The following is a 22030-nucleotide window of genomic DNA, read 5'->3' as shown; positions in this document are numbered from 1 at the left end:
TGCGGTCCGGTTCCGGAGGGCAGTACGCTCGCCCCTCGTGACGTGACGTAGGAGATAGCGTGAGCAGCTTCCTGGACTCCCTGGACGAGTCGCAGCAGTTGTTGGTGGACACCGTCTGGGAGAAGTTCGCCGAGGCCGGCAAGTTCCCCTCGTTCCGCTACGTCGAGTTGGTGATGCGGCACGCCGGCTACAACGCCGAGGCGGTGCTGAACAGCTTCCCGGTGCTGTACCAGGGGAACACCGAGTACCGGGCGGCGAACGCGAACTTCCCGCGCCCCTTGGACGGCCCGGTCTGGCTGACGCTCGCCGGGCTGCGCCACGTCCGGGAGCACGGAGCGGAGACGATCATCACTGCGCTGCTGGGTTACATGCGGGCCCTGACGAAGGCGCAGGACCGGATCCTTCAGGACCCCTTCAACTACGCCGGACCCGACACGAAGCTCGACCTCCGTGACACCGTCACGTCCGAACATCCCGGCGTGGATCACGGTCTCATCTTCTGGGTCGCTCTCGCCCGCGTCGCGAACTATGAATGGCCCGGCATTCGTTTCAATCACGCGGAGGGCGGCAACGGGATCGGCAGGCTGGGGCATCTGCCCGAAGCCGATTTCGACACCGTGGAGAACTACCTCGCCGCAGTGGTCACCTCGCTCACTCCAGCGGACCACTCGGCAGAGCTGTCCTACACCGACCCCCGGGCCCTGGTGCGCTCCATCGGCTTCTTCGACGTGACCTGCGAGCTGGTCATAGGGCGCCCACTGGTCAAGCGCCCGCCGCTGGACCGCTCGGGCCTTCTGGTCCTGGACGTGGCGAGCGAGGCCGACTTCCTGGCCGGCCTCGCGGCCCTGGCCGAACTCCTCGGACAGCTCGACATTCCGAAGAAGAACCCGCCGCACGCGCTTGGCCGGATCGCCGACTACCTCGTGGTGGAACTGCCGGAGGTCGACCGTGCCGCCGTCGAGCGGGCCGTGCACACGCTCGACCGGATCCGGGTGCTGCGGAACTCCAACATCCACACCAAGCCCGATGCCGGCCTGCTGGAGGTCCACCAAGGTCTCGGCCTCAGCTTTCCCATCCGCGACTACGGAGCGGCGTGGGACAGCATCCGCGCCCATGCCGATCGCGCCTTCGCCAGCTTGCAGGAGCAGATCCAGGCAGCCCGTCCGACCTCCACCGTGACGCAAACCCCCGGTGGCCCAGCGACAGAGGCACTCAGCGCCGTGGTACCCGCTCAGAAGCCCACCGTCTGACAGGCTGCCGCGCCGGCCGGGTGAACCGGGCCCGGGCGCCGCAACCGCCAGCGGCCCGGTTTACCCGGCGGACTGCTCGTTGGACCTGCCGAGCGCCCCGACCAGGGCGCGTGGGGGCGCCCTGCCCGAGCCTGGCAGTCCCGTGCTCGTCTACTGGTCGGCCCCGCCACAGGGTCATGCGCTGCGTAGGTGCCGTCGCTTGGTGGTGGGGGCTGCTTGTTCGAGGGCGTGTTGGAGTTCGGCGCGGGTCATGGTGGAGCGGTGGGGGATGTCGAGGTCGGTGGCGCGCTTGTAGAGCTCGGTCTTGGTGAGCTCGGAGAGCTGCTGCTTGCCGGTGGCGCTGGCGCGCTTGGTCGGCTTCTGGTGCGGGGTGGCCTTGGTTGAGGTGGTCTTCTTGGCGCCGGTGGGTTTGGGCGTGCCGGCGGCGCGGGATGGCGTGGTCCGGTGGCCGGTGGGCTTCCCGGTGGCCGGGGCGGGTGCGGTCTCGGGGCTCTGGCGGGCGGTGTCGAGGCTGCGGCGCAGGGCGTCCATGAGGTCGACGATGTTGGTGGCCTCGGGGGCCGGGCCGCTGGAGACGGCGATCTCGCGGCCGGCGAGCTTGTCCTGGATGAGTTGTTTGGCCTGGTCCTCGTAGGTGTCGTGCCACTGGCCGGGGTCCCAGTCGACGGCGAGCATGCCGATGAGCTGCTCGGCGGTCTTGATCTCCTGGGTGGACAGGTCGACCTTCTCGGGGAGGTCGTCGATCTCGCTGCGGGGGTCGCGGACCTCGTCGGCGAAGTGCATGGTGTGCAGTTCCAGCAGCCCGCCCTGGGAGCGGACGGCGGTCAGGTACTCCTTGCCGCGCATCGCGAACATCGCCAGCCCGGCCTTGCCCGCGTTGTCGACGGCTCCAAGGAGGAGGTTGTTGACCGTCGAGAGGTGGAGACTGAGCAAGCGGCCCCTTCTGCCGTCAGTGACGGGGTCCTGGGGTGTGCCCCGGCGCTCAGCTTCCGGGGGTGGGCAGACCGAGTGCCCGGCGGCGGATCTCGGCAGCTTTGTCGCTGTCACTTCCGGTGATCATGGAGACCTCAGCGAGTGCGGGCTGGCCGTCGGTCGTCACGGCGACGAACTGGGTGCCTGGGTTGGCCTTGGTGGCGGTCTCCAGGGCTTGGCCGAAGGCCGGCCCGACGGTGACGACGAGGTCGCAGTGCTGCGCCGAGAGTCCCGCCAGATACGGCAAGGCCTGGTCAGGGGTAGGTGCGGGGACAAAGAGTTGCTGCACATTCAGCTGCCGCTGCTGTGAGGCGTCCTGCATCGCCGACCAGATCGCAGCGGTGTCGGTGCGTGCCGCCGCCTCACTGCTGTCACCGGCAAGACAGGCCGTGCGGCGCCCCGCGATGTTGGAAGGCGCCACGGCGGACTGGTGAGCAGCCGGGCCGTCGGTCCCGCTCGTAAGCAAGATCGCGATGCCGGCGCCGGTAACGACTAGGACTGCGGCCAGTCCGAGCGCCCACCGGAAGCGGGAGGCGAGATGGAACGTCATTTCGGGCTTCCCCTGGTGCGCAGCTTGCGTAGTGATGCGCGGTCAAGTCTTCCTCGCCGATTCGCTCCGTTCAGTAAAGAAAGTGAAAAACTTCTTAAGATCATTTCGTGATAACAGGTGACGTTTTGTGTATATCGTCCATTGTTCTGGTGATTGCGGCTGTACCTATCGCACTGACGGTCGATAGGAAGGGGGTGGACCGACCGCCAGATGGGGGAGTCGGCCGCTTCGCCTGCTTTGAGAAGGACTGGCTGTGCGCCGCTCGCTTGCGTTCATCACTGCTCTGGTGTTCCTGCTGCCCGTCGGTACGCAAGAAGCGAGCGCGTTCACTACGACCAAGGCCCCGACTCCGACGGCGACGCCGAAAACCCCGCAACAGCTAAGCGGTGACCCAAGCAACGGCACCCACACCGTCCCGTCGTCGCAAACCCGCAAGGACAGTGGTGAGGGGAGCCCCTCCGCACACCAGCCGGGACCGGGTGAGCTTCCCGAGACCAAGGCTGTGCCGGTCGACACCACCACGCACCCCTCTGGCAGTGGGCGGCCGCGCACGCCGGTGAAGAGCCAGAGCGTCACGCCGCCACCGTCGTTGGAGCACCGCCCAGGTGATGCCAAGCCAGGCAGCTCCACGCCGGAAGCTGCCCAGCCGGACGTCGGCGGGGAGAGCAAGCTGGCCAGCGAGCCGGAGCCCTCGCCCGCGAAGAATCTTCAGGCCGCGAACGAAGCCCCTGCCGGTACTGGCAGTCTTCCTGGCGCTCCCGACGGCAGTGTCGAGGTGGCGGGTGCCCGTACCGACGCGTCCTCGGTCTTCCAGAACCCTGACGGCACCAAGACTCTGCGGGTCTTTCCGCGGCCCGTGCACTACCAGAAAGCCGATGGCAGCTGGGACGACATCAACACCAACTTCTCGCTGGACCGTGCCGGCCGTTGGACCGAGCAGGCCAACAGCCAGCAGGTCACCTTCGCGGCACGCGTCGACGACCCTTCGCTGGTGAGCTGGTCGGTGGATACCGGGCAGCTGGTCTCTTACAGTCTCCAGGACGCCGCGCCGGTACGGGGGGTGGTCCAGGGAGACACCCTCACCTACCCCCTGGCGCGCCCCGCGAGCGACGTGGTCTACAACGGCCTGGCCCAGGGAATCAAGGAGTCTCTCGTCCTCCATGATGTGACAGCGCCGGCCAGCTGGGTCTTCCCGTTGCACGTCAACGGGCTGACCCCGGTCATGGGCCCGGACGGCGAGGTCCAGTTCAAGGACGCTTCCGGTGTGGTGAAGGTAGCGATCCCGCACGGCTTCATGACGGACGCCAACGTCGACCCGGCCTCGGGCGACGGCGTGATCAGCGACCGGGTGACCTACAGCCTGATCACCGTCAACGGTGCCCCGGCGTTGCGGATGGACCTGGACGAGGCCTGGCTGCACGATCCCAAGCGTGTCTTCCCGATCACTGTCGACCCGTCGACGACCAGCATCGGGGTCGGCAAGTCGACCTTCGTGCGCTCGGACCAGAGGGCGAACTTCTCCACTGACCCGCTGCTGCGGATCGGCACCTCCGACGGCGGCAAGTCCGTGATCAACAGCTACCTGTACTTCCCGGACGTGGCCAGTGTTCTGAAGAACAACTACCTTCACGCCGTCTCGCTGAACCTGAACAACACCCACTCCTACCAGTGCTCACCCCACCCGGTCTACGTCAACCAGATCACCAGCCCCTGGGATCCGTCGACGATCAACCAGTACCCCGGAGTGTCGATCGGACAGCAGCTCGGCATCAACAGCTTCTCCGCAGGCGACACCTGCGGCGGTGCGATGTGGGAGTCGATAGAGCTTGGCCGCAGCCACAACGACGCCGGCGTCCAACTGGTGGAGAGCTGGGCCCGAGGCGGCGACAACTTCGGCCTGGCGCTGACCGCCAGCGCCACCGATTCCTACCACTGGAAGAAGTTCTCCAGCGCCAACAGTTCCTACCCGCCCTATCTGTCGATCGTCTACAGCGACTGGGCCGCGACCTACACGCCGTCCGGAACCTACACACCACCGACCTACAACACGCCCGGCTCGCAGCAGGTGACGCTCCGCAACATCGGTGCGAACTGGTGGAACGGGCAGAGTATGCAGGTCAAGGCCCGACTGTTCGACTCCAACTGGAACGAGCAGTGGTTCAACGCACCACTGACCGGCGTATCCGGACTGGCCAAGACCTATGACTCCGTCACCGTCGACGGAGTGATCCCGCCCATTCCACTGGGCGGATCGTACTTCCTCTGCTGGGACGGCTACGTCCAGGGCAGCGCCTCGCTGCACGATGTCTACTCGATACCCTTCGGGACCTGCACCACGGTGGCCGGAGCCAACACCGCACCGCAGCTCGACCAGCTGGCACCGATGAACAACACCGTCGTCGGCAGCCTCACCCCCCAGATCTACGCCACCGGCCACGACCCGGACAACTACCCCGGTGCGGGCCTGGACTACGACTTCCGGGTCTACACAAATCCCGCCTCGGGCGACCCCCAGCTGATCGCCGACTCAGGCTGGCAGCCCGGCACCTCCTGGGCAGTGCCGCCCGGCACACTCGCCTGGAACACCGGCTACCTGTGGAACGTCAAGGTCGGCGACCATATCGGCGAAAGCCCGCTGTCCAGCAGCGTCTCCTTCTCCACCCAGATCCAGCAGCCGGTGATCACCTCCCACCTGGGCGCCGTGGTGGGCGACGGCGCAGGCCGCCCGTTCGACGCCAAGGTCGGCAACTACACCACCACAGCCACCGACGCCGATATCAAGAGCATCGGTCCGGCCCTGGCCGTCAACCGCTCGTACAACTCGCTCGACCCCCGAACCTCAACGCTGTTCGGCACCGGCTGGACCTCCAACTTCGACATGACGGTCCAGCCCGACAATGACGGCACCGACTCCGTCGTCCTCACCACCGCCAGCGGCCGGGCAGCCCGCTTCGGGGCTGACCCGAGCAAGGGCGCCGTGTACACCCCACCGCCGGGGGAGTTCCAATCCCTCAGTAAGGTCTCCACCGGCTTCGACCTGATGGCCAAGGACGGGACACACTACGAGTTCCACGCCCCATCGGGCACCGGCTACGCCCTGTCCACAGTGCGCGACGCGGTCGGACGCGCCCAGGAGCTGAGCTACGCGGGCGGGCGCCTGGCCACGGTGAGGGACACCTCCTCAGGCCGGACCCTTCACCTCGAGTGGACAGCTGGCAACAAGCACGTGGCGAAGGTCTACACCGACCCGGCGAACGGGACGGACTGGAACACCGCCCTCGCCTGGACCTACACCTACAACCCGGCCAACCCGGACGAGCTGGACCAGGTCTGCGCGCCGGCGACCGGCGGAAACACCGCGAGGTCCTGCACCACCTACTCGTACACCGCCGGATCGCACCTGCGCTCCGCCGTCCTGGACTCGGCACCGGTCTCCTACTGGCGGCTCGGCGAGAGCTCCGGTGACACCGCCGCGAGCGACGTGGTCGAGAACCAGGGCAACGACAACGCCCGCTACTCCGGCAGCGGCGTGACCCTCGGCACGCCCGGCCCGACCGCCTCGGCTGCCACAGCCGCGACCTTCGATGGCTCCTCGGGCTACGTCGGCCTGCCGCAGAGCGTCCTCGACACCTCCTCCTACACCTCGGTCGGCCTCTGGTTCAAGACCAGCAGCTGGGGAGTGCTGTTCAGCTACCAGGCCGACCCCTTCCCGGGCAACGGGAGCACACCAGCGAACTACACACCCGCGCTGTACGTAGGCCAGTCCGGCAAGCTTCACGGAAAGTTCTGGAACGGCCCGTCGAACACGATCGACTCCTCCGCGGCCGTCAACGACGGCAAGTGGCACTTCGCGCTGCTGTCCGCGGCCGGCAGCACCCAGACCCTCTACCTGGACGGGCAGGCCCAGGGCACGCTACCCGGAGCCGTCATCGCGCCCGGACAGCGCTCCGAGGCCGTCGGCGGCGGGTTCCTCAGCGCAGGCTGGCCCGACAACCCCTACGGCTGGTCCGGCCAGGCCAACTACTTCAACGGCAGCATCAGCGACGTCGCCTTCTACAACCGCACCCTCGGCGCCCCGGCCGTGGCAGCCCTGTGGCAGGCCGGCAGCCAGCCCTCCGCCGAACTCACCGGCCTCAAACTGCCCTCGGGCAAGACCCGTCTGGCCGTCACCTACGACACGGCCAAGGACCGAGCCTCGAAGGTGACGGACGAGAACGGCGGCACCTGGACGCTCAACACACCCACCGTCGCCGGATCCTCCCAGGAGTACAGGGGCACGGTCATGGGATCGCGCCCGGCCGGCTACTGGAGACTGTCCGACGGCGCAGGTGTGCAAGCCACCAACCAGGTCTTCACACCCCGGCCGACGCCCAACAACGGCAGCTACGCCAACATCACGCTCGGTGCCCCCGGCCCGATGACCGGTGCTGCAGGTGCCGCCGCCTTCGACGGAAGCACGTCATGGGCCGAACTGCCCGCCGCATACGCGCCGCAGACCGGCCCCGGCGCCATCGGGCTCTGGTTCCGCACCAACAGCACGGGTGTCCTCCTCTCGTATCAGTCGATGCCGATCGGCACCGCCCCCAACGGCACCACCGACCGCTGGAACCCCGCGCTGTACATCGGCAGCGACGGCAAACTGCGCGGCCAGCTCTGGATGGGCGATGCCGCGCCAACCATGGCCACCGCCGCGCCAGTCAACGACAACAAGTGGCACTTCGCCGTGCTGTCGGCCGACAGCCAGACCTCGCAGTCCCTCTACCTCGATGGCTCCCCGGCCGCCGGGCCGCTCAACGGCACCATCACGCCCAACGGCACCAGCCATGTCTTCCTCGGCGCCGGATACACCGGCGGCGGCTGGCCCGAGGCCCCGACCGACATCGCAGGCCACTTCAAGGGCCAGCTCGCCGACGTCGCCGCCTACCCGCACGGCCTGACCGCCACGACCATCGCCTCGCTCTACCAGCTCGCCACCACCTCCGGAGCCACCCAGTACGACGCCGCTGTCGTGGACAGCAAGCCCACCGGCTACTGGCGGCTCGGCGACACCACCGGCAACCAGGCGACCGAACTGCTCTCCTCCGCCGCACTCGCCCAGAACCGCGGCACCTACCACGACACCGCCTGCTGCCAGAGCGGCCCCTGGGCCTCCGGCACGTCCACGGCGACCGGCTTCAACGGCACCACCGCATACATCCAGCTACCGGACAACACCGCCCCCAAGCACTGGGGCGCGGCCACCGTCGAGCTCTGGTTCAAAACCACCGCGCCCGGCGTGCTGTACAGCTACCAGTCCTTCCCCCTCGACGGGCAGCCCAACGGCTCGACCGACCGCTGGAACCCTGCCCTCTACGTCGGCACCGACAAGAAGCTCTACGGCACCCTATGGACCGGATCGGCGAACAACGCCCTGGTCAGCGCCTCCACCGTCACCGACGGCGCCTGGCACCACGTAGCCCTGGCCGGTGACGGCGCCGGACAGACCCTCTACCTGGATGGTGCACCGACCGCCACCAGCACCACGGCGCTGCCCATCACCTACAACGGTTCGGCCTATGCCTACCTCGGCGCGGGCTTCACCGGCGGCGGCTGGCCCAACGCCCCGACCGACCCGACCGGGCACCTCAACGGCGCCATCGCCGATTTCTCGATCTACCAGTACCGGCTCGCCGGTGACACCGTCTTGGGCCAGTACCGCCTGGCCACTTCCGCCACCCCGGTCGGCGGCCTGGACGCCGCAGCCGCCTACCGTGCCTCTGTCGTTCAGGACAACGCCGTCGGCTACTGGCGCCTCAACGACCCCGCCGGCTCCTGGTACGCCGCCACCCAGCTCGGAGCCGCCAGGCCCGACGTCACCGCCGGAGCCCTCACCGACGTCCTCCTGAATGCCAATGGCCCCTCCGGCGATCCCAACCAGCGCGCCGCGGTGTTCAACGGCACCACGTCGCAGATCAAGCTGCCGTCCGACGCCGCACCTACCCGGGGCCCGGCCAGCATCGAGCTCTGGTTCAAGACCACCAGCGGCGGCCCGCTCTACAGCTACCAGGACTTCCCGGTCGGCTCCACCGGCAGCATGTGGAACCCGGCACTGTACGTCGGCACCGACGGCCGTGTCCACGGCGAGTTCTGGATGGGCCCCGGCGCCACCATGACCTCGGACCGGACAGTCAACGACGGCAACTGGCACCAAGTGGTCCTCACCGCAGACGACCACGGCCAGACCATCTACATCGACGGCCGGGCCAGCGCCTCGGACACCACCGGACGGAAGATCACCTTCAACGGCACGCCGTACGTCTACCTCGGCGCCGGCACCACCACCAACTGGCCGGCCGCCGGTGGCGACCACTTCAACGGCACCATCGCCGAGGCCTCCTACTACGCCTCCCGCCTCGACGCCGACACCGTGACCGCGCACTACAAGTCCATGGGCAACGGCGCCACCGCCACCCCCGTCACCACCGCCACGGTCACCGACCCGACCGGCCACAACCTCCTCTACCGCTACGACACCCGCTCCTCCCGGCTGCTCTCCCGCAGCGACGGCTACGGCAACACCACCCGCTACACCTACGACACCTCGGGCTACCTTTACGCCGTCACCGACCCCAACGGCCACACCATCACCACCGGTCACGACGCCCGCGGCAACACGGTCTCCCGCACCACCTGCCGCAACCCCGCCAGCTGCCAAACCAGCTACGCCACCTACTACCTGGACACCACCAACCCGTTCAACCCCGCTAACGACAAGATCCTCACCTCCAGCGACGCCCGATCCACCGGCCCCACGGACACTACCTACACCACCCGCTACAGCTACGACGCCACCGGACAACTGGCCTCCACGACCACTGCCGCCACGCCCGACTTCCCCCAGGGCCGGGTCAGCTACACCCTCCGCACCGACGCCACCACCCAAGCCCAGGACGGCGGCCCCGTCCCGGCCGGGCTGATCCGGGCGCAGACCGGGCCGCTCGACGCCGCGGCCTACCCGAACCCGAGCACGGTCCCGGCCGACCAGCAAACCCTCTACTCCTTCCGCACCAACGGCGACATCGCCACCGTCTCCCAGCCTCTGCGCCCCGCGGTCAGCTACGGCTACGACAACCTCGGCCGCCCCACCACACTGGCCTACTCCTGCAACGACTGCCCGGGCGGCACCACCGTCGGCGCAACCGTCGTGCCCCGCGTCCTGCAGACCACCTACATCTGGGACGGCCAGGGCAACCAGATGTCCAGCACCGACCCGTACACCACCGACGCGATCACCGGGACCAAGCACACCCGCCGGACCACCACCGCCTACGACCTGGACGGCAACCCACTCAGCCGGACCGTCGCCGACACCACCGGCGGCGACCAACCGCGCACCACCACCTGGACCTACGAGAGCGACACCAGCAGGGTCAGGCAGGTCAAGGACTCCGGCGGCCACACGACCTCGTACACCTACGACCGCTACGGCAACGTCGCCACCACGACCGACGCAGCCGGCACCACCTACAGCTACAGTTACTCGCCCATGGGCCAGCTGCAGCAGACCGCCATCACCAACTACACCGGCAGCACAGCCACCTTGGCCAGCCCACGCTGGCAGGTCATCGGCTCCCGCGCCTACGACCCGGCCGGCCGCCCCGCCACCGATACCGACGCCATGGGGCGCACCACCCACACCTACTACTACGACGACAACACTGTCGCCGAGGTCGACCTCGACGGCTACCACAACACCGACGGCACGCTGCGCAACGTCGTGCTCCAGCAGAACACCTACGACGACGCCGGCCATCTGGCGCAGCAGGTCACGGGCGGCGGGAAGACCACCGCCGTCACCGTCTACGACCCGGTCGGCCGGGTCACCAGCACGAGCGTCGACCCCGGCGGCCTCAACCGCACCACCACGTACACCTACGATGTGGCCGACCGCCCGACCAGCGTGATCAGCACCGGTGGCGCGGACGCGAGCTCGGCCCGGACCGACTACGCCTACGACATCACCGGGCAGGTGCTCAAGCAGACCGCCCGCAACCAGCCCGTGGACTCGGTGGTGGTGTACGGCTACAACAGCCGCGGCCTGCGCACCAGCACCATCAGCCCGAACGGCAACGCGGCCGGTGCCGACCCGACCGCCTACACCAGCAGCATCGGCTACGACGAAGCCGGCCGGCCCACCGTCACCACCGGCCCACTGTTCAGCGCGGAGTCGTACGACCCGACCAGCCGAGGCAGCAACCCGCAGCAGATCCGGCCGATCAGCCGGACCGGCTACGACACCTTCGGTCAGCCGACCTCCCAGATCGACGCAGTGGGCAACACCGTCAGCTACACCTATGACCTGGACGGCAACCGCGTCGCCGTGGCCGGCGCCGCGTACACCGACCCGCAGTCCGGCACCACGATCACCCCCACCGCCACGGTTGTATACGACGTACTCGGCCGACCTGTCACAAGCGTCGTCGACCCGAACGGCCTCAAGCTGACCAGCACCATGCGCTACGACCAGTTCGGCAACGTGGTGCAAGCCACCCTCCCGCCGACCGGCGGAACCGCCGCCCCGACTGTCACCAACTCTTACGACCTCGACGGCGAACTACTCGCCACCACCGGTCCGACCGGCGCGGTCAGCCAGTCCACCTACGACGACCTCGGCCGGCGCATTACCAGTACCCAGCTGGAGCGCTACCCGGCCCCAGCTGCCTACACCAGCACCTTGACCTGGGACGACGCGAGCAACCAGCTCAGCTCAACACTGCCTGGCGGTGCCACCAGCAAGGCTAACTACAACGCCGTCGGCCAGGTGCTCAGCGCCACCGACCCTACCGGTGCCACTGTCCGCTCCGCCTACGACGGCCTCGGCCGCACCAGCCGGGTCACCAAGGCCGACGGCACCGCGATCGTCACCGGCTACGACCAGCTGGGGCGGACGCTGAGCACGACCGACCTGGACACCACGGGGACCTCCGTGGCCGCCCAGTACGCCACGTACGACCTGGAGGGGAACACCCTCAGTGCCACCGACAAGGTGGCGAACAGCGCCGACATCGCCGCGCACGCGCGAAAGTTCAGCTACAACCCGGTCGGCCTGACGGTCCAGCAGGTCGAACCGGTCGGCGCCGGGCAGACGATCACCACGTCCTTCGGCTACGACACGGCCGGGCGAAAGACCCGATGGACCAACGGGAAGAACGTCCCGGTCTACTACACCTACAACAGCCTCGGACTCCCGGAGTCGACTGTCGAACCGCCGACCACCGCCCACCCGACGGCTACTGAAGGCCTGTTCACCACCAGCTACGACGCTGCCGGACGGGCTGCCACGCTGACGGAGCCGGGGGGAGTTGTCCGTCACCGCAGCTACGACGGCGCTGGCAACCTCACTCAGGAGAGCGCTACTGGCGCCGAGGTGGCGACACAGAACCGCACCCTCGGCTACGACGCGGCCGGCCACCTCACCACCGTCGGCACAGTCGGCACCACCTCTGACACCTACACTTACAACGACCGCGGCCAACTGCTCACCGCCGCCGGCCCAGGTGGTGCCAGCAACTACAGCTACAACGGCGACAGTCGGATGACCGCCCGCACGGACGCGGCTGGCACCACCACTTTCGGCTACAACACGGCAGGTCAGATCACCAGCGCGACCGACCCGCTGACAAGCGTCACGGTTGGCTACGGCTACGACACGGCCGGCCGCCTCACCACCGAGCGCTACGGCACCGGCGGCGGTACCCGCAGCTACGGCTACGACAACCTCGGCCAGCTGCGTGACGACACCATCAAGAACCCGAGCGGGACGACCGTCGCCTCGATCGGCTACGGCTACGACCTCAACGGCCGCATGACCAGCAAGGCCACCACCGGCACCGCAGGCGCCGCCACCAACCAGTACGGCTACGACCTGGCCGGGCGGCTCACCTCCTGGAACAACGGCGCCACCACCGCCGCGTACACCTGGGACGCGGCCGGAAACCGGACCTCCGCGGGCGGCATCACCTCCGGCTTCGACGAGCGCAACGAGCTGCTGAACGACGGCTCCACGACCTACAGCTATTCGGCCCGTGGCACCCTCACCAGCAGCACCCCCCAGAACTCCCAGCCCAAGGACGTCAAGTTCGACGGCTTCGACCGGATGGTCAAGGAAGGGCCGTCCACCTACAGCTACGACTCGACAGACCGCGTCGCCCAGGCGGGGAACACCACGTTCACCTACGACGGCGGCTCCAACAACCTGGTCACTGACGGCACCACCAGCTACAGCCACACCCCCGGTGGGGGGCTCCTCGGCACCGCCGCCACGGGCGCGACACCCAACCCGCGCCTGGTGATCAATGACCAGCACACCGATGTGGTCGCCACCATCGACCCCGCTGCCCTGAGCGTCGCCGGCTCCACCGCCTACGACCCCTTCGGCAAGCCCACGGCAAGCGCCGGAGTCACCAACTCACTCGGCTACCAGAGCGGTTGGACCGACCCCGCCTCTGGCGACGTCAACATGGCCGCCCGCTGGTACCGCCCCGGCAGCGGCACCTTCGCCTCGCGCGACTCCTGGCAATTGGGCACCAACCCGTCTATTCAGGGGAACCGGTTCACGTACGGTAATGGTGACCCGATCGATTCGACAGATCCCTCGGGCCACGATGCCTGCCGGACCATTCTTCGGTTCATTCGACTCCCAATGGTGTGCCTTCCCGAAATGGACCCCAACTGGAAGCCGCCGACGAAGTTCCTCGCGGATCAGACGGATCCGGACGAATTCCGAGCTGTGTTTCCCGAGACATCAACGAGTTCTCTGAACCGATTCACGTCAACGAGTTCCCTGGACCGACTTCCATCAACGGGTGTACTCAGGAGATTCTCTCCGGGAGGTGGCGGCGACGGAGGCCCTAGCAACCCGAGCCCGCCCAAGCCGGGTCCGCGTAAGCCTGGCCCCGGCCCACGCAAACCACCCGGTCCCATCCTGCCCACGCCCAAGTCAGGGCCGACGGACCCCCGACCGATCAATGACCACGACCGCCCGCACATCGATCCCAGTCCCATCGACTTCTTCACCGACACCATCGTCGCGGTTGGCACTGCGGTCCTGACCACTGCTGCGGTTGAAGGGGCAGCTGTTGTCGTTGGCACCACGGTCGAGGTCGGTGCTGGCATCGTCGCTGGGACCGATGCCCTGTTTGATCTTGCAGAGGAACTGTTCCCAGACCCAGCTCCCGCGCCGCGTCCTAGGCCAGCGCCGGCGCCGGACGACGACTCGGGCGACTGCCGAGCCTTCAGTGGCGGGTGGCGCACGTATGCACCAGTCGATCAGTCTGGTCGCGCTCAGGGCGCAGAGGCCTGCCTTACTAAGGATTTCATCGACAACAACCCGGGAAGCGAGACGAGGTCGTCCAAGAAGAAGTGGGGTGAAAGAACTGTGACCCCACCTGGATATGCTTGGGCTGCGGGCTATGCATACCAGCTGGGAAACGCACAGGCAGGTCTATGGCGTAACAACTGCCACCTGCTGGCTAACGCGCTCGGGGGAGACGGGGCGAACTACGAAAACCTTGCCACGTGTTCCCGCACGGCGAACGCCTCGGTCATGGATGCTAAATGGCCATCGCACCGAGTACCGAACATGGCCTTCTATGAGAGGGGGGTGAAGAAGCTCCTAGACGCAGACCCCACTGCGGTCGTCCACTACAAGGTGACCCCGAAGTATGACGGAAGCAGGATCGTTCCGACCGACTTCCATATGGAGGCAACCCTGTACAAGCCGGGCATCGGCACGACGAACCTCTTCAAGGCGGACGTACCCAACGAGATGTACAGCCTGAAGGATGGACAATGGCACAACTTGGGCAAGGACGCCCCTATCGTATGGGAGCCGTAAAGTGAGTGATGATCAGTTGGCCGCGACTGGTGCCATGGCGAGTCTTGGAGATGCGCTGTCATGTATCGGGCCGACCTGCGGGGACGCTATCGACTGGAGTGCGGCGAAGCGTATGTACGACACCTCCTTCCCGTCCGACTATCGGGCCTTCGTGGCAGCTTTCGGTAGCGGGTCGATCGAACAGATGATCTACATCTTTGTCCCTGCCGTCACCTCAGCGGAGTCGCAGGCGAACACGGTCTCGAGGCTCTCGGAGGCAGCGCTCGCAGACGTGTCGGTGAACGAGTGGGCGCCCCCCTTCAGGAACTTGCATCGTCTGGAAGATCTGCTCATTTGGGGGTCGACTGCTGCGGCAGACACCCTGTGCTGGGTCACGACGGATCCGGATCCGGACCGATGGCCGGTCGCGGTTTACTCCCGCAGCACCCTTGAGTGGTCGGTTTACCCATGCGGTATGGCCGAGTTTCTGTCCAAACTCCTGCGTGACGAGTTGCAGCCGTGGCCGATTAGCGACATCTCGCTCCAGGGCGTGATCGATCCGCGCTTCCTGCATGACAAGGACGAGGCTGCGGGGTGGGAGGCGGGTGAGGACCCTTGGGAATAGCTGATCTCGTGTGGTGACGTCAGCGTTGGAGTAAGGCCTCGAGCAGCGGCGGCGTTGTGGCGGCGGGTGAGGCCCGGCCAGCCGGGATAGGGGCTCCGTGCTCCTCGAGGGGCGCCTTCGTCCCCGCCTCCACACGCCCAAGAGTCATATTTCCCCAGTTCAGATGCCCAGAACGGGAGACGGTCCAGAGCGCAGCGGTGACGGTCTCAGGGTGAGCCGTCCGGCGCCGGGCGGGCACACGGCCGCCGCCGGGCGGCACACCGCAGTCGTCGGCGCGCGAGCATGGAGGGGTGAGCACTTCCGGCCCCCGGCCCCCGCTACCGCGTGGACGACCTCCTGGAGGAGGCCGCCCGGCCCGGGCGCCGGCTGCTGGTCGTCGCGGTGGGGGAGGAGCCGTACCTGGTGAGGCGACTCGACCCGGCGGCTCCGGGGCGGCCGGACCTGGAGCCCAGGGAGAGCGCGTGGGCGCACGCCGGGTGCGAGGCGGCCACCCGCCCGGTCGGACGCCGGGACTGAGTGAAGGGCGAGGCCTGCGGGTGGGGCGGCGCGGACGGCGAGTTGGGGCCTCAGCGGACGTGGTTGACGAAGGTGCGGGAGCCGTCGTGCCATTCGATGGTGGCTCCATGGCCGACGGCGGGCGGGGAGGTTTGGTCGGAGTAGAGCTCGACGGAGGCGATCTCGCCGGGGTCCGTGGCGAGGAGCTGGGCGATGAGGGCGTGCTCGACGGTGGCGAGGTCGCCGGTCAGGGCCGGGATCTCCATGGTCGGCGGCTTCTCGCCGAGGACCGGGGCTGGGTCGTCGTTCCCGGTGCCCCAGGTCTCGCCGGGGGCGCTCATGAGGGCGACCTGCCACCGGGAGGTGCGGCCGCCGATGTCGAGGGCGACGCCGTAGGGGTGGCGGGTGTGTCCGGTGTCGGCGAAGGCCTTCGCGGACGCGCCGGGCAGGGCGGCCGCGGCGTCGAGGAGCAGCTGCTGGACGCGGGCAGGGCGCATGGGGGGTGTGTCCTTCGGTGGGGGTGGCGCCACGCTACCGGCGGCGGGCCGGGGTGGAGCCGGGCCTGTCGTGCGGTCCGCGCCGAAATCTTCGGCGGCGGTGCTCTCGCACCGAGGGCGCCGTTCGGGCGTTACCCGCGTAGGCCTCGCCAGACGGGGTGGCGTAGGCGGCCGGCCGGGGTGAGTTCGAGGAATTCGACTTCGGCGCGCAGTTCGGGGCGTACGAACCGGATCTCGGTGCCGCGTGGCAGTCCGAGGGCTCCGGCGGTGCCGGCGAACGGGGAGAGGGGTGTGGCGAGGCGGCGCAGGGTGGCGGCCAGGGCGCGTCGTTCGGCGGTGGCGAAGCCGGTGCCGACGGAGCCGACGAAGGTGAGTCGGCCGGGTTCGACGGGGGCGCCGACGAGGACGGCGCGCACGGTGGTTCCGGTGGTGCCGCCGGGGAGCCAGCCGCCGAGGACCACGTCGGCGGTCTTGAGGTGTTTGATCTTGATCCAGTGTCGTGTCCGGGCGCCGGGGGTGTAGGGGGAGTCGGCGCGTTTGGCGATGACGCCTTCCAGCCGGTGTTCGCGTGTCCAGCCGTAGGCGTCGGTCACCGAGGTCCAGGTGGGTGGGACGCGTAGTCCCGGGCGGTCGAGGTCGAGGCCTTCCAGGACCGCGCGCCGTCGAAGGTAGGGCTCGGCCAGCAGTGGCCGGTCGGTGTGGAGTACGTCGAACGCGATGAACAGGGCCGGGGTGGTGGTGGCGCCGGTTCGGACGGAGGCCGCGCGGGTGCGGTGGATCCTGCCCTGCAGGGCGGAGAACGAGGGCAGGCCGTTCGACATGACGACGATCTCGCCGTCCAGGACCAGCGGCCCGGGTACCCCGGCGAGCGCCTCGGTGATCTCCGGGAACCTGGCGGTGTAGTCGGTGCCGTTGCGGCCGGTGAGCTGGATCCTGCCGTCCTCGTGCCGGTAGGCGATGGCCCGGGCGCCGTCCCATTTCACTTCGGCGCATCAGCCGGGCCCGGACGGCAGCGGGCCGGCCGTCGCGAGCATCGGTTCGGTGTGCGGCAGCCTCACCTGGGCGGATCCTCGGGGTGCCATGTCTTCCAGGATGAGTCGTTCGGCGCCGGGACGGGCCCCGGTGGCGGCCGGACGGCGCACCGCAGCCGTCGGCGCGCGAGCATGGAGTAGTGAGCACTGCCGGCCCCCGCTACCGCGCCGATGACCTCCTCGAGGAGACCGCCCGGCCCGGGCGGCGGCTGCTGGTCGTGGCCGTGGGGGAGGAGGCCTACCTGGTGAGGCGGCTCGACCCGTTGGCTCCTGGGCAGGCGGGCCTGGAACCGCGGGAGAGCGCGTGGGCGCACGCCGGGTGTGAGGCGGCCACCCTGTTGGTGGGGCGCCGCGACGAACGGTCCCCGTGGGTAGGGGACTGATCGAAGCGGGCCGGCGGCGTCGAGGGGGGTGGGGAGCTGGTTGTGGTCGCGGGGTCGGTCGGGTTCGAGCTTGGCGGCGGAAGGTGGTGGCCAGCGGTCGCCGATCAATAACTTTCGCCACGCCAGCCCCAGAATAGGAATTCAGAATTCCATTCTCCCGGGGGTTGGGATGTCCGCATTGGGGGGTTATTTCGTGACGTCTCACCCTGTCGTGCTCAATTCAAGCTCAAATTCTCGGTATTTGATTGCCGCCGCCCAGAGCTGCTGCCAGGATTGAACGTGTCCGGAAGTTCCGGACACGAAATCAATCGCAGGGGGAATTGGAATGCGGAAGACGATTTCTCGAACGGCGTGCGCGGTGGCCGGTGTGGGGGCGCTGGTCGCACTGGCCGCGCCGCAGGCCCAGGCGGCGCCGGTCTCCGGCCCGGTGCCTGCGGTGGCGGCGGAGCTTCCGGCGGGCGCGGTGCCCGGTCACTGGACCATCGACCGCAAGGCCCCCGTGGTGAAGGTCCCGGACGCCGGGCGGGTCACGCTGCCCCAGGAGTCGCAGAGCACGACGACTGACGACCCGTACACGCAGGTTCGCAACGCGCGCTACAGCGGGCAGGTCTGCGGGCTCGACCGGGTCGACATGGTCACCGGACCCGGCCCCATGACGCTGACGCTCTCCCAGAGCAGGGCGGTGGCCAGCACGTGGTCGGCGAGCGTGTCGGTCGCCGCGTGGAAGGTCTCCGGCACCGTCGGCTTCAGCGTGACCGACACCGCCACGAACACCGAGTCCGGCGCGTTCCCCGTGCCGGCCGGAAAGTTCGGCTACCTCGAGGCCTACCCGCTGTACGACCTCTACAGCTACGACATCTACAACGTCGCCATCGGTGACCGCTACGTCGGCGGAGGGACCGCCCAGCACCCGGTAGGCTACTGCTACAACGCCTATACCGACTAGGAGACTTCAGCACATGCGGCGATCCAGTCGGTTCGTAGGCGCCGTGGTGGTCCTCGCCACCGCCGCGCTCGCGACCGCGTGTACCAGCAGCGGAACGGCACCCCGGGCCGAGAACGCGCCCTGGACGTTGGACGGCCTGGCCGCGACGCCGGTGGACCTTCCGATCCAGGGCAGTGTCGACGCCCCTCCCGCCAAGGGCGTGGCCAAGATCCTCGGCATCGCCGAGATCGCGGGCACCGACGTGGTCCTCGCCGTCAGAAACGGCACCTGCCAGGTCTCGCTTCTGCCGGACCAGCTCACCGAGCCGGCCAGCACCGCTCCCGCCACTATCGGATCGCAGCGCCCTGCGGCCGTCGCCGGCGCTTTCTCCGACGCACACCAAGAATTCCCTGGCAGCGTTCTCGCCGGGAAATACACCCAGGCGTCCGGCCAGATTTCCCCCTTCAAATTCACAACTGTCGGCTGCTCCGAAAAGGCGATGGTCGCCAGAATAGAGGGAGTCGATGGAACGGTGGAGATCCGGAAGAAGGCCGGGGACTCGCTGAAGTCCTGGCGGGAGGGTCAGGACGCGGTCCTGGCCGTCGGAGCCTCCGAGGCGATCCGTCAGCCGGCCCCGGCATCTGACACCTCTTCCTGATCAGAGGGGATGAGGGCGCCCACGTCCACGTGGGCGCCCTCAGTGCTGTGCGGGTGGCCGCCCGGTGGACTCGGAGTACGCGCGCCAGCGTCAGTCACAGGCTGGCCTGGGTCAGCGGACGTGGTTGATGAACGACTTGGATCCGTCGTGCCATTCGATGGTGGCTCCGTGTCCGACGGCCGGCGGGGCGGGGCGGGCGGAGTAGAGCTCGACGGAGGCGATCTCGCCGGGGTCCACCGCGAGCAGCTGAGCGACGAGGGCGTGTTCGACGGTGGCGAGGTCGCCGGTCAGAGCCGGGACCTCCATGGCCGGTGGCTTCTCGCCGAGGACCGGGGCCAGGTCGTCCTCGGGGCCCCAGGTCTCGCCACCGGGACGTGCGGCCGCCCGCGTTGACGGCGATGCCGTAGGGGTGGCGGGTGTGTCCGGTGTCGGCGAAGGACTTCGCCGACGCGCCGGGCAGGGCGGCCGCGGCGTCGAGGAGCAGCTGCTGGACGCGGGCAGGGCGCATGGGGATTGTCCTTCGGTGGGGGTGGCGCCACGCTACCGGCGGCGGTCTCCGGCGGAGCGGGACCCGTCGTGCAGCTGACGTTTGATCACCCCGGCAGCTTATCGAACAATAGTTCCCATGACCTCCGCCGTCCCGTTCTCCCGCCCCGTCCGCTCCCCCGAGCGGCCGGGCGACGCCGAACGGGCACCGCGCGAGCTGATGACCCTGCCCGGCCCGTCGAGGGACGTGCGACGGTGGCGGCTGGTGGAGATCCGCCTCGGCGGGCGGTGGCGTCTCGCGCTGCTCACGGTGTGGCGGCGCCCGCCCGGCAGCGGCGTCTGGGTGGTCCACGTGCGCTGGGCACCCGACACGGACAGCGTGGTCCAGCCCTGGGGCTGGTTCCTGTACACCGAGGACACCGTCCGGCCGCTGCCCGAGCCGCAGGACGCGGCTCCCACGGCAGCGCCGTTCCTCGGCCGGTGGCGGGATGCGGTCGCGGTGCCCGCCGAACTGGCCGGCGCGCCCGCGGAGGACGGCACCGACCGATGCTGGCGCCTCGCCTGGATACGGACCGGCGGCCACTGGCGCTCCGGCCTGGTCACCGCCCGCCGCCGACCCGGCCCGCACCTGCCCTGGATCGCACACGTCCGCTGGGGCGAGGACAACGACACCGCCTGGCTGATCGCCGACCCCACCACCCTGCGCCCCGTCGACCCGGCCACGACCCCCGTCGAACCCGGCGCCACGGACCTGCCGGTCGCGGCCGCCGGCACCGACGACGGAGAGGCCGCGCGGTGACCGCGCTCGCCGCCGCCGACCACGCCGACGACCGGGGCGCCGCCGGCCGGGCTTTCGCCGAGAGGGCCGAGCGGCTCGCCGGCCTGATGGACGCGACCTCCCCCGAGACCCGCGCCCGCCAGGACCAGGCCACCGTCCTGCCCGTCCTCGAACCACTGCGCCGCCTGCTGCCGCACGGCGGCCTGGCCAAGGGCACCGTCACCGAGGCCACCGACGTGAGCCTGCTCCTGGCCCTCGCCGCCGGCCCCGCTACCGCCGACCGCTACGCCTGGACCGCCGCCGTCGGCCTCCCCGACCTCGGGTGGGCCGCGGCCGCCGGCTACGGACTCGACCTGACCCGCGTAGTGCTCGCCGATAGCCCCGGCGACACTACGCAGAGGTGATCACCGCGCTCGCCACGGCCTGCCCCGTCATCCTCGCCGCCAGCCCGGTTGGCCTCGCACCCCGCGCCCTCGACCGGCTTGCCGCCCACGTGCGCCGCACCGGCACCGTCCTTCTCACCCCCGGACCCTGGCCCGGCGCCCAGCTGCGCCTGGCGGTGACGAAGGCCGGGCGGTCAGCCATACGGACTTCTCGGCCAACCCCTCGCGGTCGCCGGTCGGCTCTGGTGCTGTCACCGGCTTCCAGTTCCGCGCCTCGGTGTCGGACCGCGGCTGACCTTCCAGACCGGGCCACTGCTCTTCCGCCGGCGCGGAAGCTGGAACGACCGAGGGCTCGGAGTCGGTGCGCGATAGGGGGCCATCAGGCGGCGCCGACGAGTTGGGCCGGGGGATGCGACGTGGGCGACGCCCCGGGTTGAACGGCCTCTTGTCGGCGTCGGTCGCCGATCCTCGCTTTGCCCCGTCTTTTCCAGTTGATTGTCCGGGGGCGGGGCAGGATCGTCCTTCCTCGTGCTCCTGGTGGCGCGTGCTGGTACGTCCGGCAGAGTGCACTGAGTGGGAAGGGGCTGTAGGAGATGCAGGAGAATTCGGAATTGCCAGAAGAAAAAGGCTGAAACAGACATTCCGTCATTTCTGACGGTTAATCATCGTTCTGTTATTTGATCGCAACGCCGGTTGGCATCTGAGTGTCAGTGGTGGATGAGAGGTTGGTGCACGCCGTACTTATGTGCGGCTTACGCACGCTCATCGAGCACCTATTGAAAGAAACTTGATGTCACGACGGTTCCAGGCCTCGCCCGCGTTCGCGGGTGGGGCCTTCTCAACGCGCAAGCTGCGCCGGATATCCGGCCTTCTGACGCTGGGGCTGCTGGTCCAGACAGGGGTGGCGCTGGACGCGCTCGCCCCGGTGTCTGCCGCGGCGGCTCCCGCCCCCGCCCCGGCTCCCGCTCCGAAGGGCAACGAGGCACCGGACGAGGCGTCCGCTCTCTTGTCGGCACGGTTGCAGGGCCACCGGGTCGAGGTGACCGGCGCCCGCACCGAGACGACGACACTGTGGGCGAACGCAAATGGCACGCTCACCGCCGACAGGTCGACCGGCCCGACTCGGATGAAGGTCGGTGAGGC

Annotated in this window: 14 protein-coding genes; 9 read left to right on the top strand and 5 right to left on the bottom strand. The window is 68.9% G+C overall.

The features are described from left to right. The first annotated feature begins 59 nt into the window (after positions 1-59). Positions 60-1250: a hypothetical protein gene (locus ACFWA9_RS04405; protein ID WP_380382992.1), complete on the top strand. Its 1191-nt coding sequence runs from the start codon at positions 60-62 to the stop codon at positions 1248-1250. A 174-nt stretch (positions 1251-1424) separates the two neighbouring features. On the opposite strand, the gene ACFWA9_RS04400 is transcribed toward ACFWA9_RS04405, so the two are convergent. After that, positions 1425-2183, bottom strand: a complete 759-nt coding sequence (locus ACFWA9_RS04400; protein WP_380382990.1) for a Ku protein — start codon at positions 2181-2183, stop codon at positions 1425-1427. Between the two features lie 49 nt (positions 2184-2232). Further along, positions 2233-2772, bottom strand: a complete 540-nt coding sequence (locus ACFWA9_RS04395) for a hypothetical protein (protein WP_380382988.1) — start codon at positions 2770-2772, stop codon at positions 2233-2235. 856 nt (positions 2773-3628) lie between these two features. On the opposite strand from ACFWA9_RS04395, the gene ACFWA9_RS04390 reads away from it, so the two are divergent. From ACFWA9_RS04390 to ACFWA9_RS04380, 3 genes are all read left to right on the top strand, one after another. Further along, on the top strand, positions 3629-14647 hold the full coding sequence (locus tag ACFWA9_RS04390; protein WP_380382986.1) for a LamG-like jellyroll fold domain-containing protein: 11019 nt from the start codon (positions 3629-3631) through the stop codon (positions 14645-14647). A gap of 1 nt (position 14648) precedes the next feature. After that, entirely contained in the window at positions 14649-15251 is a 603-nt protein-coding gene (locus ACFWA9_RS04385) for a hypothetical protein (protein ID WP_380382984.1), read from the top strand. A gap of 324 nt (positions 15252-15575) precedes the next feature. Beyond that, a complete protein-coding gene (locus ACFWA9_RS04380; protein ID WP_380382982.1) occupies positions 15576-15767 on the top strand; it encodes a hypothetical protein in 192 nt (63 codons plus the stop codon). Between the two features lie 50 nt (positions 15768-15817). Here the strand turns inward: ACFWA9_RS04380 and ACFWA9_RS04375 are convergent, their stop codons facing one another. Further along, entirely contained in the window at positions 15818-16243 is a 426-nt protein-coding gene (locus ACFWA9_RS04375) for a hypothetical protein (RefSeq protein ID WP_380382981.1), read from the bottom strand. Positions 16244-16374: 131 nt separating this feature from the next. Continuing rightward, positions 16375-17226 carry a hypothetical protein gene (locus ACFWA9_RS04370; RefSeq protein ID WP_380382979.1) on the bottom strand — a complete coding sequence of 284 codons (852 nt, stop codon included), beginning with the start codon at positions 17224-17226 and terminating at the stop codon, positions 16375-16377. Positions 17227-17414: 188 nt separating this feature from the next. Here ACFWA9_RS04370 and ACFWA9_RS04365 point away from each other — a divergent pair, with 188 nt between their 5' ends. The 3 genes from ACFWA9_RS04365 to ACFWA9_RS04355 all read left to right on the top strand — a co-directional run bounded on the left by ACFWA9_RS04365 (position 17415) and on the right by ACFWA9_RS04355 (position 19240). After that, positions 17415-17657: a hypothetical protein gene (locus ACFWA9_RS04365; protein WP_380382977.1), complete on the top strand. Its 243-nt coding sequence runs from the start codon at positions 17415-17417 to the stop codon at positions 17655-17657. Positions 17658-17982: 325 nt separating this feature from the next. Further along, positions 17983-18603, top strand: coding sequence for a hypothetical protein (locus tag ACFWA9_RS04360; RefSeq protein ID WP_380382975.1), 621 nt, complete (start codon positions 17983-17985; stop codon positions 18601-18603). 43 nt (positions 18604-18646) lie between these two features. Then, positions 18647-19240, top strand: coding sequence for a hypothetical protein (locus ACFWA9_RS04355; protein ID WP_380382973.1), 594 nt, complete (start codon positions 18647-18649; stop codon positions 19238-19240). A 111-nt stretch (positions 19241-19351) separates the two neighbouring features. On the opposite strand, the gene ACFWA9_RS04350 is transcribed toward ACFWA9_RS04355, so the two are convergent. Further along, positions 19352-19546, bottom strand: a complete 195-nt coding sequence (locus ACFWA9_RS04350; RefSeq protein WP_380382971.1) for a hypothetical protein — start codon at positions 19544-19546, stop codon at positions 19352-19354. 319 nt (positions 19547-19865) lie between these two features. Here ACFWA9_RS04350 and ACFWA9_RS04345 point away from each other — a divergent pair, with 319 nt between their 5' ends. Both ACFWA9_RS04345 and ACFWA9_RS04340 read left to right on the top strand, forming a co-directional pair. Continuing rightward, positions 19866-20525, top strand: coding sequence for a hypothetical protein (locus ACFWA9_RS04345; RefSeq protein ID WP_380382969.1), 660 nt, complete (start codon positions 19866-19868; stop codon positions 20523-20525). Further along, on the top strand, positions 20522-20908 hold the full coding sequence (locus tag ACFWA9_RS04340; protein WP_380382967.1) for a hypothetical protein: 387 nt from the start codon (positions 20522-20524) through the stop codon (positions 20906-20908). The genes ACFWA9_RS04345 and ACFWA9_RS04340 overlap by 4 nt, the downstream gene beginning before the upstream one ends. The last annotated feature ends 1122 nt before the right edge of the window (positions 20909-22030 follow it).

It is taken from the genome of Kitasatospora sp. NPDC059973, from assembly GCF_042737525.1.
Taxonomy (GTDB): domain Bacteria; phylum Actinomycetota; class Actinomycetes; order Streptomycetales; family Streptomycetaceae; genus Kitasatospora.
This window is presented reverse-complemented; position numbering and strand designations above follow the sequence as displayed.

Bases quoted from the DNA above. Each gene is read 5' to 3' on its own strand.
- ACFWA9_RS04395 (WP_380382988.1), bottom strand. From the start codon at position 2,772: ATGACGTTCCATCTCGCCTCCCGCTTCCGGTGGGCGCTCGGACTGGCC.
- ACFWA9_RS04375 (WP_380382981.1), bottom strand. From the start codon at position 16,243: ATGCGCCCTGCCCGCGTCCAGCAGCTGCTCCTCGACGCCGCGGCCGCC.
- ACFWA9_RS04360 (WP_380382975.1), top strand. From the start codon at position 17,983: ATGCGGAAGACGATTTCTCGAACGGCGTGCGCGGTGGCCGGTGTGGGG.
- ACFWA9_RS04350 (WP_380382971.1), bottom strand. From the start codon at position 19,546: ATGGAGGTCCCGGCTCTGACCGGCGACCTCGCCACCGTCGAACACGCC.
- ACFWA9_RS04345 (WP_380382969.1), top strand. From the start codon at position 19,866: ATGACCTCCGCCGTCCCGTTCTCCCGCCCCGTCCGCTCCCCCGAGCGG.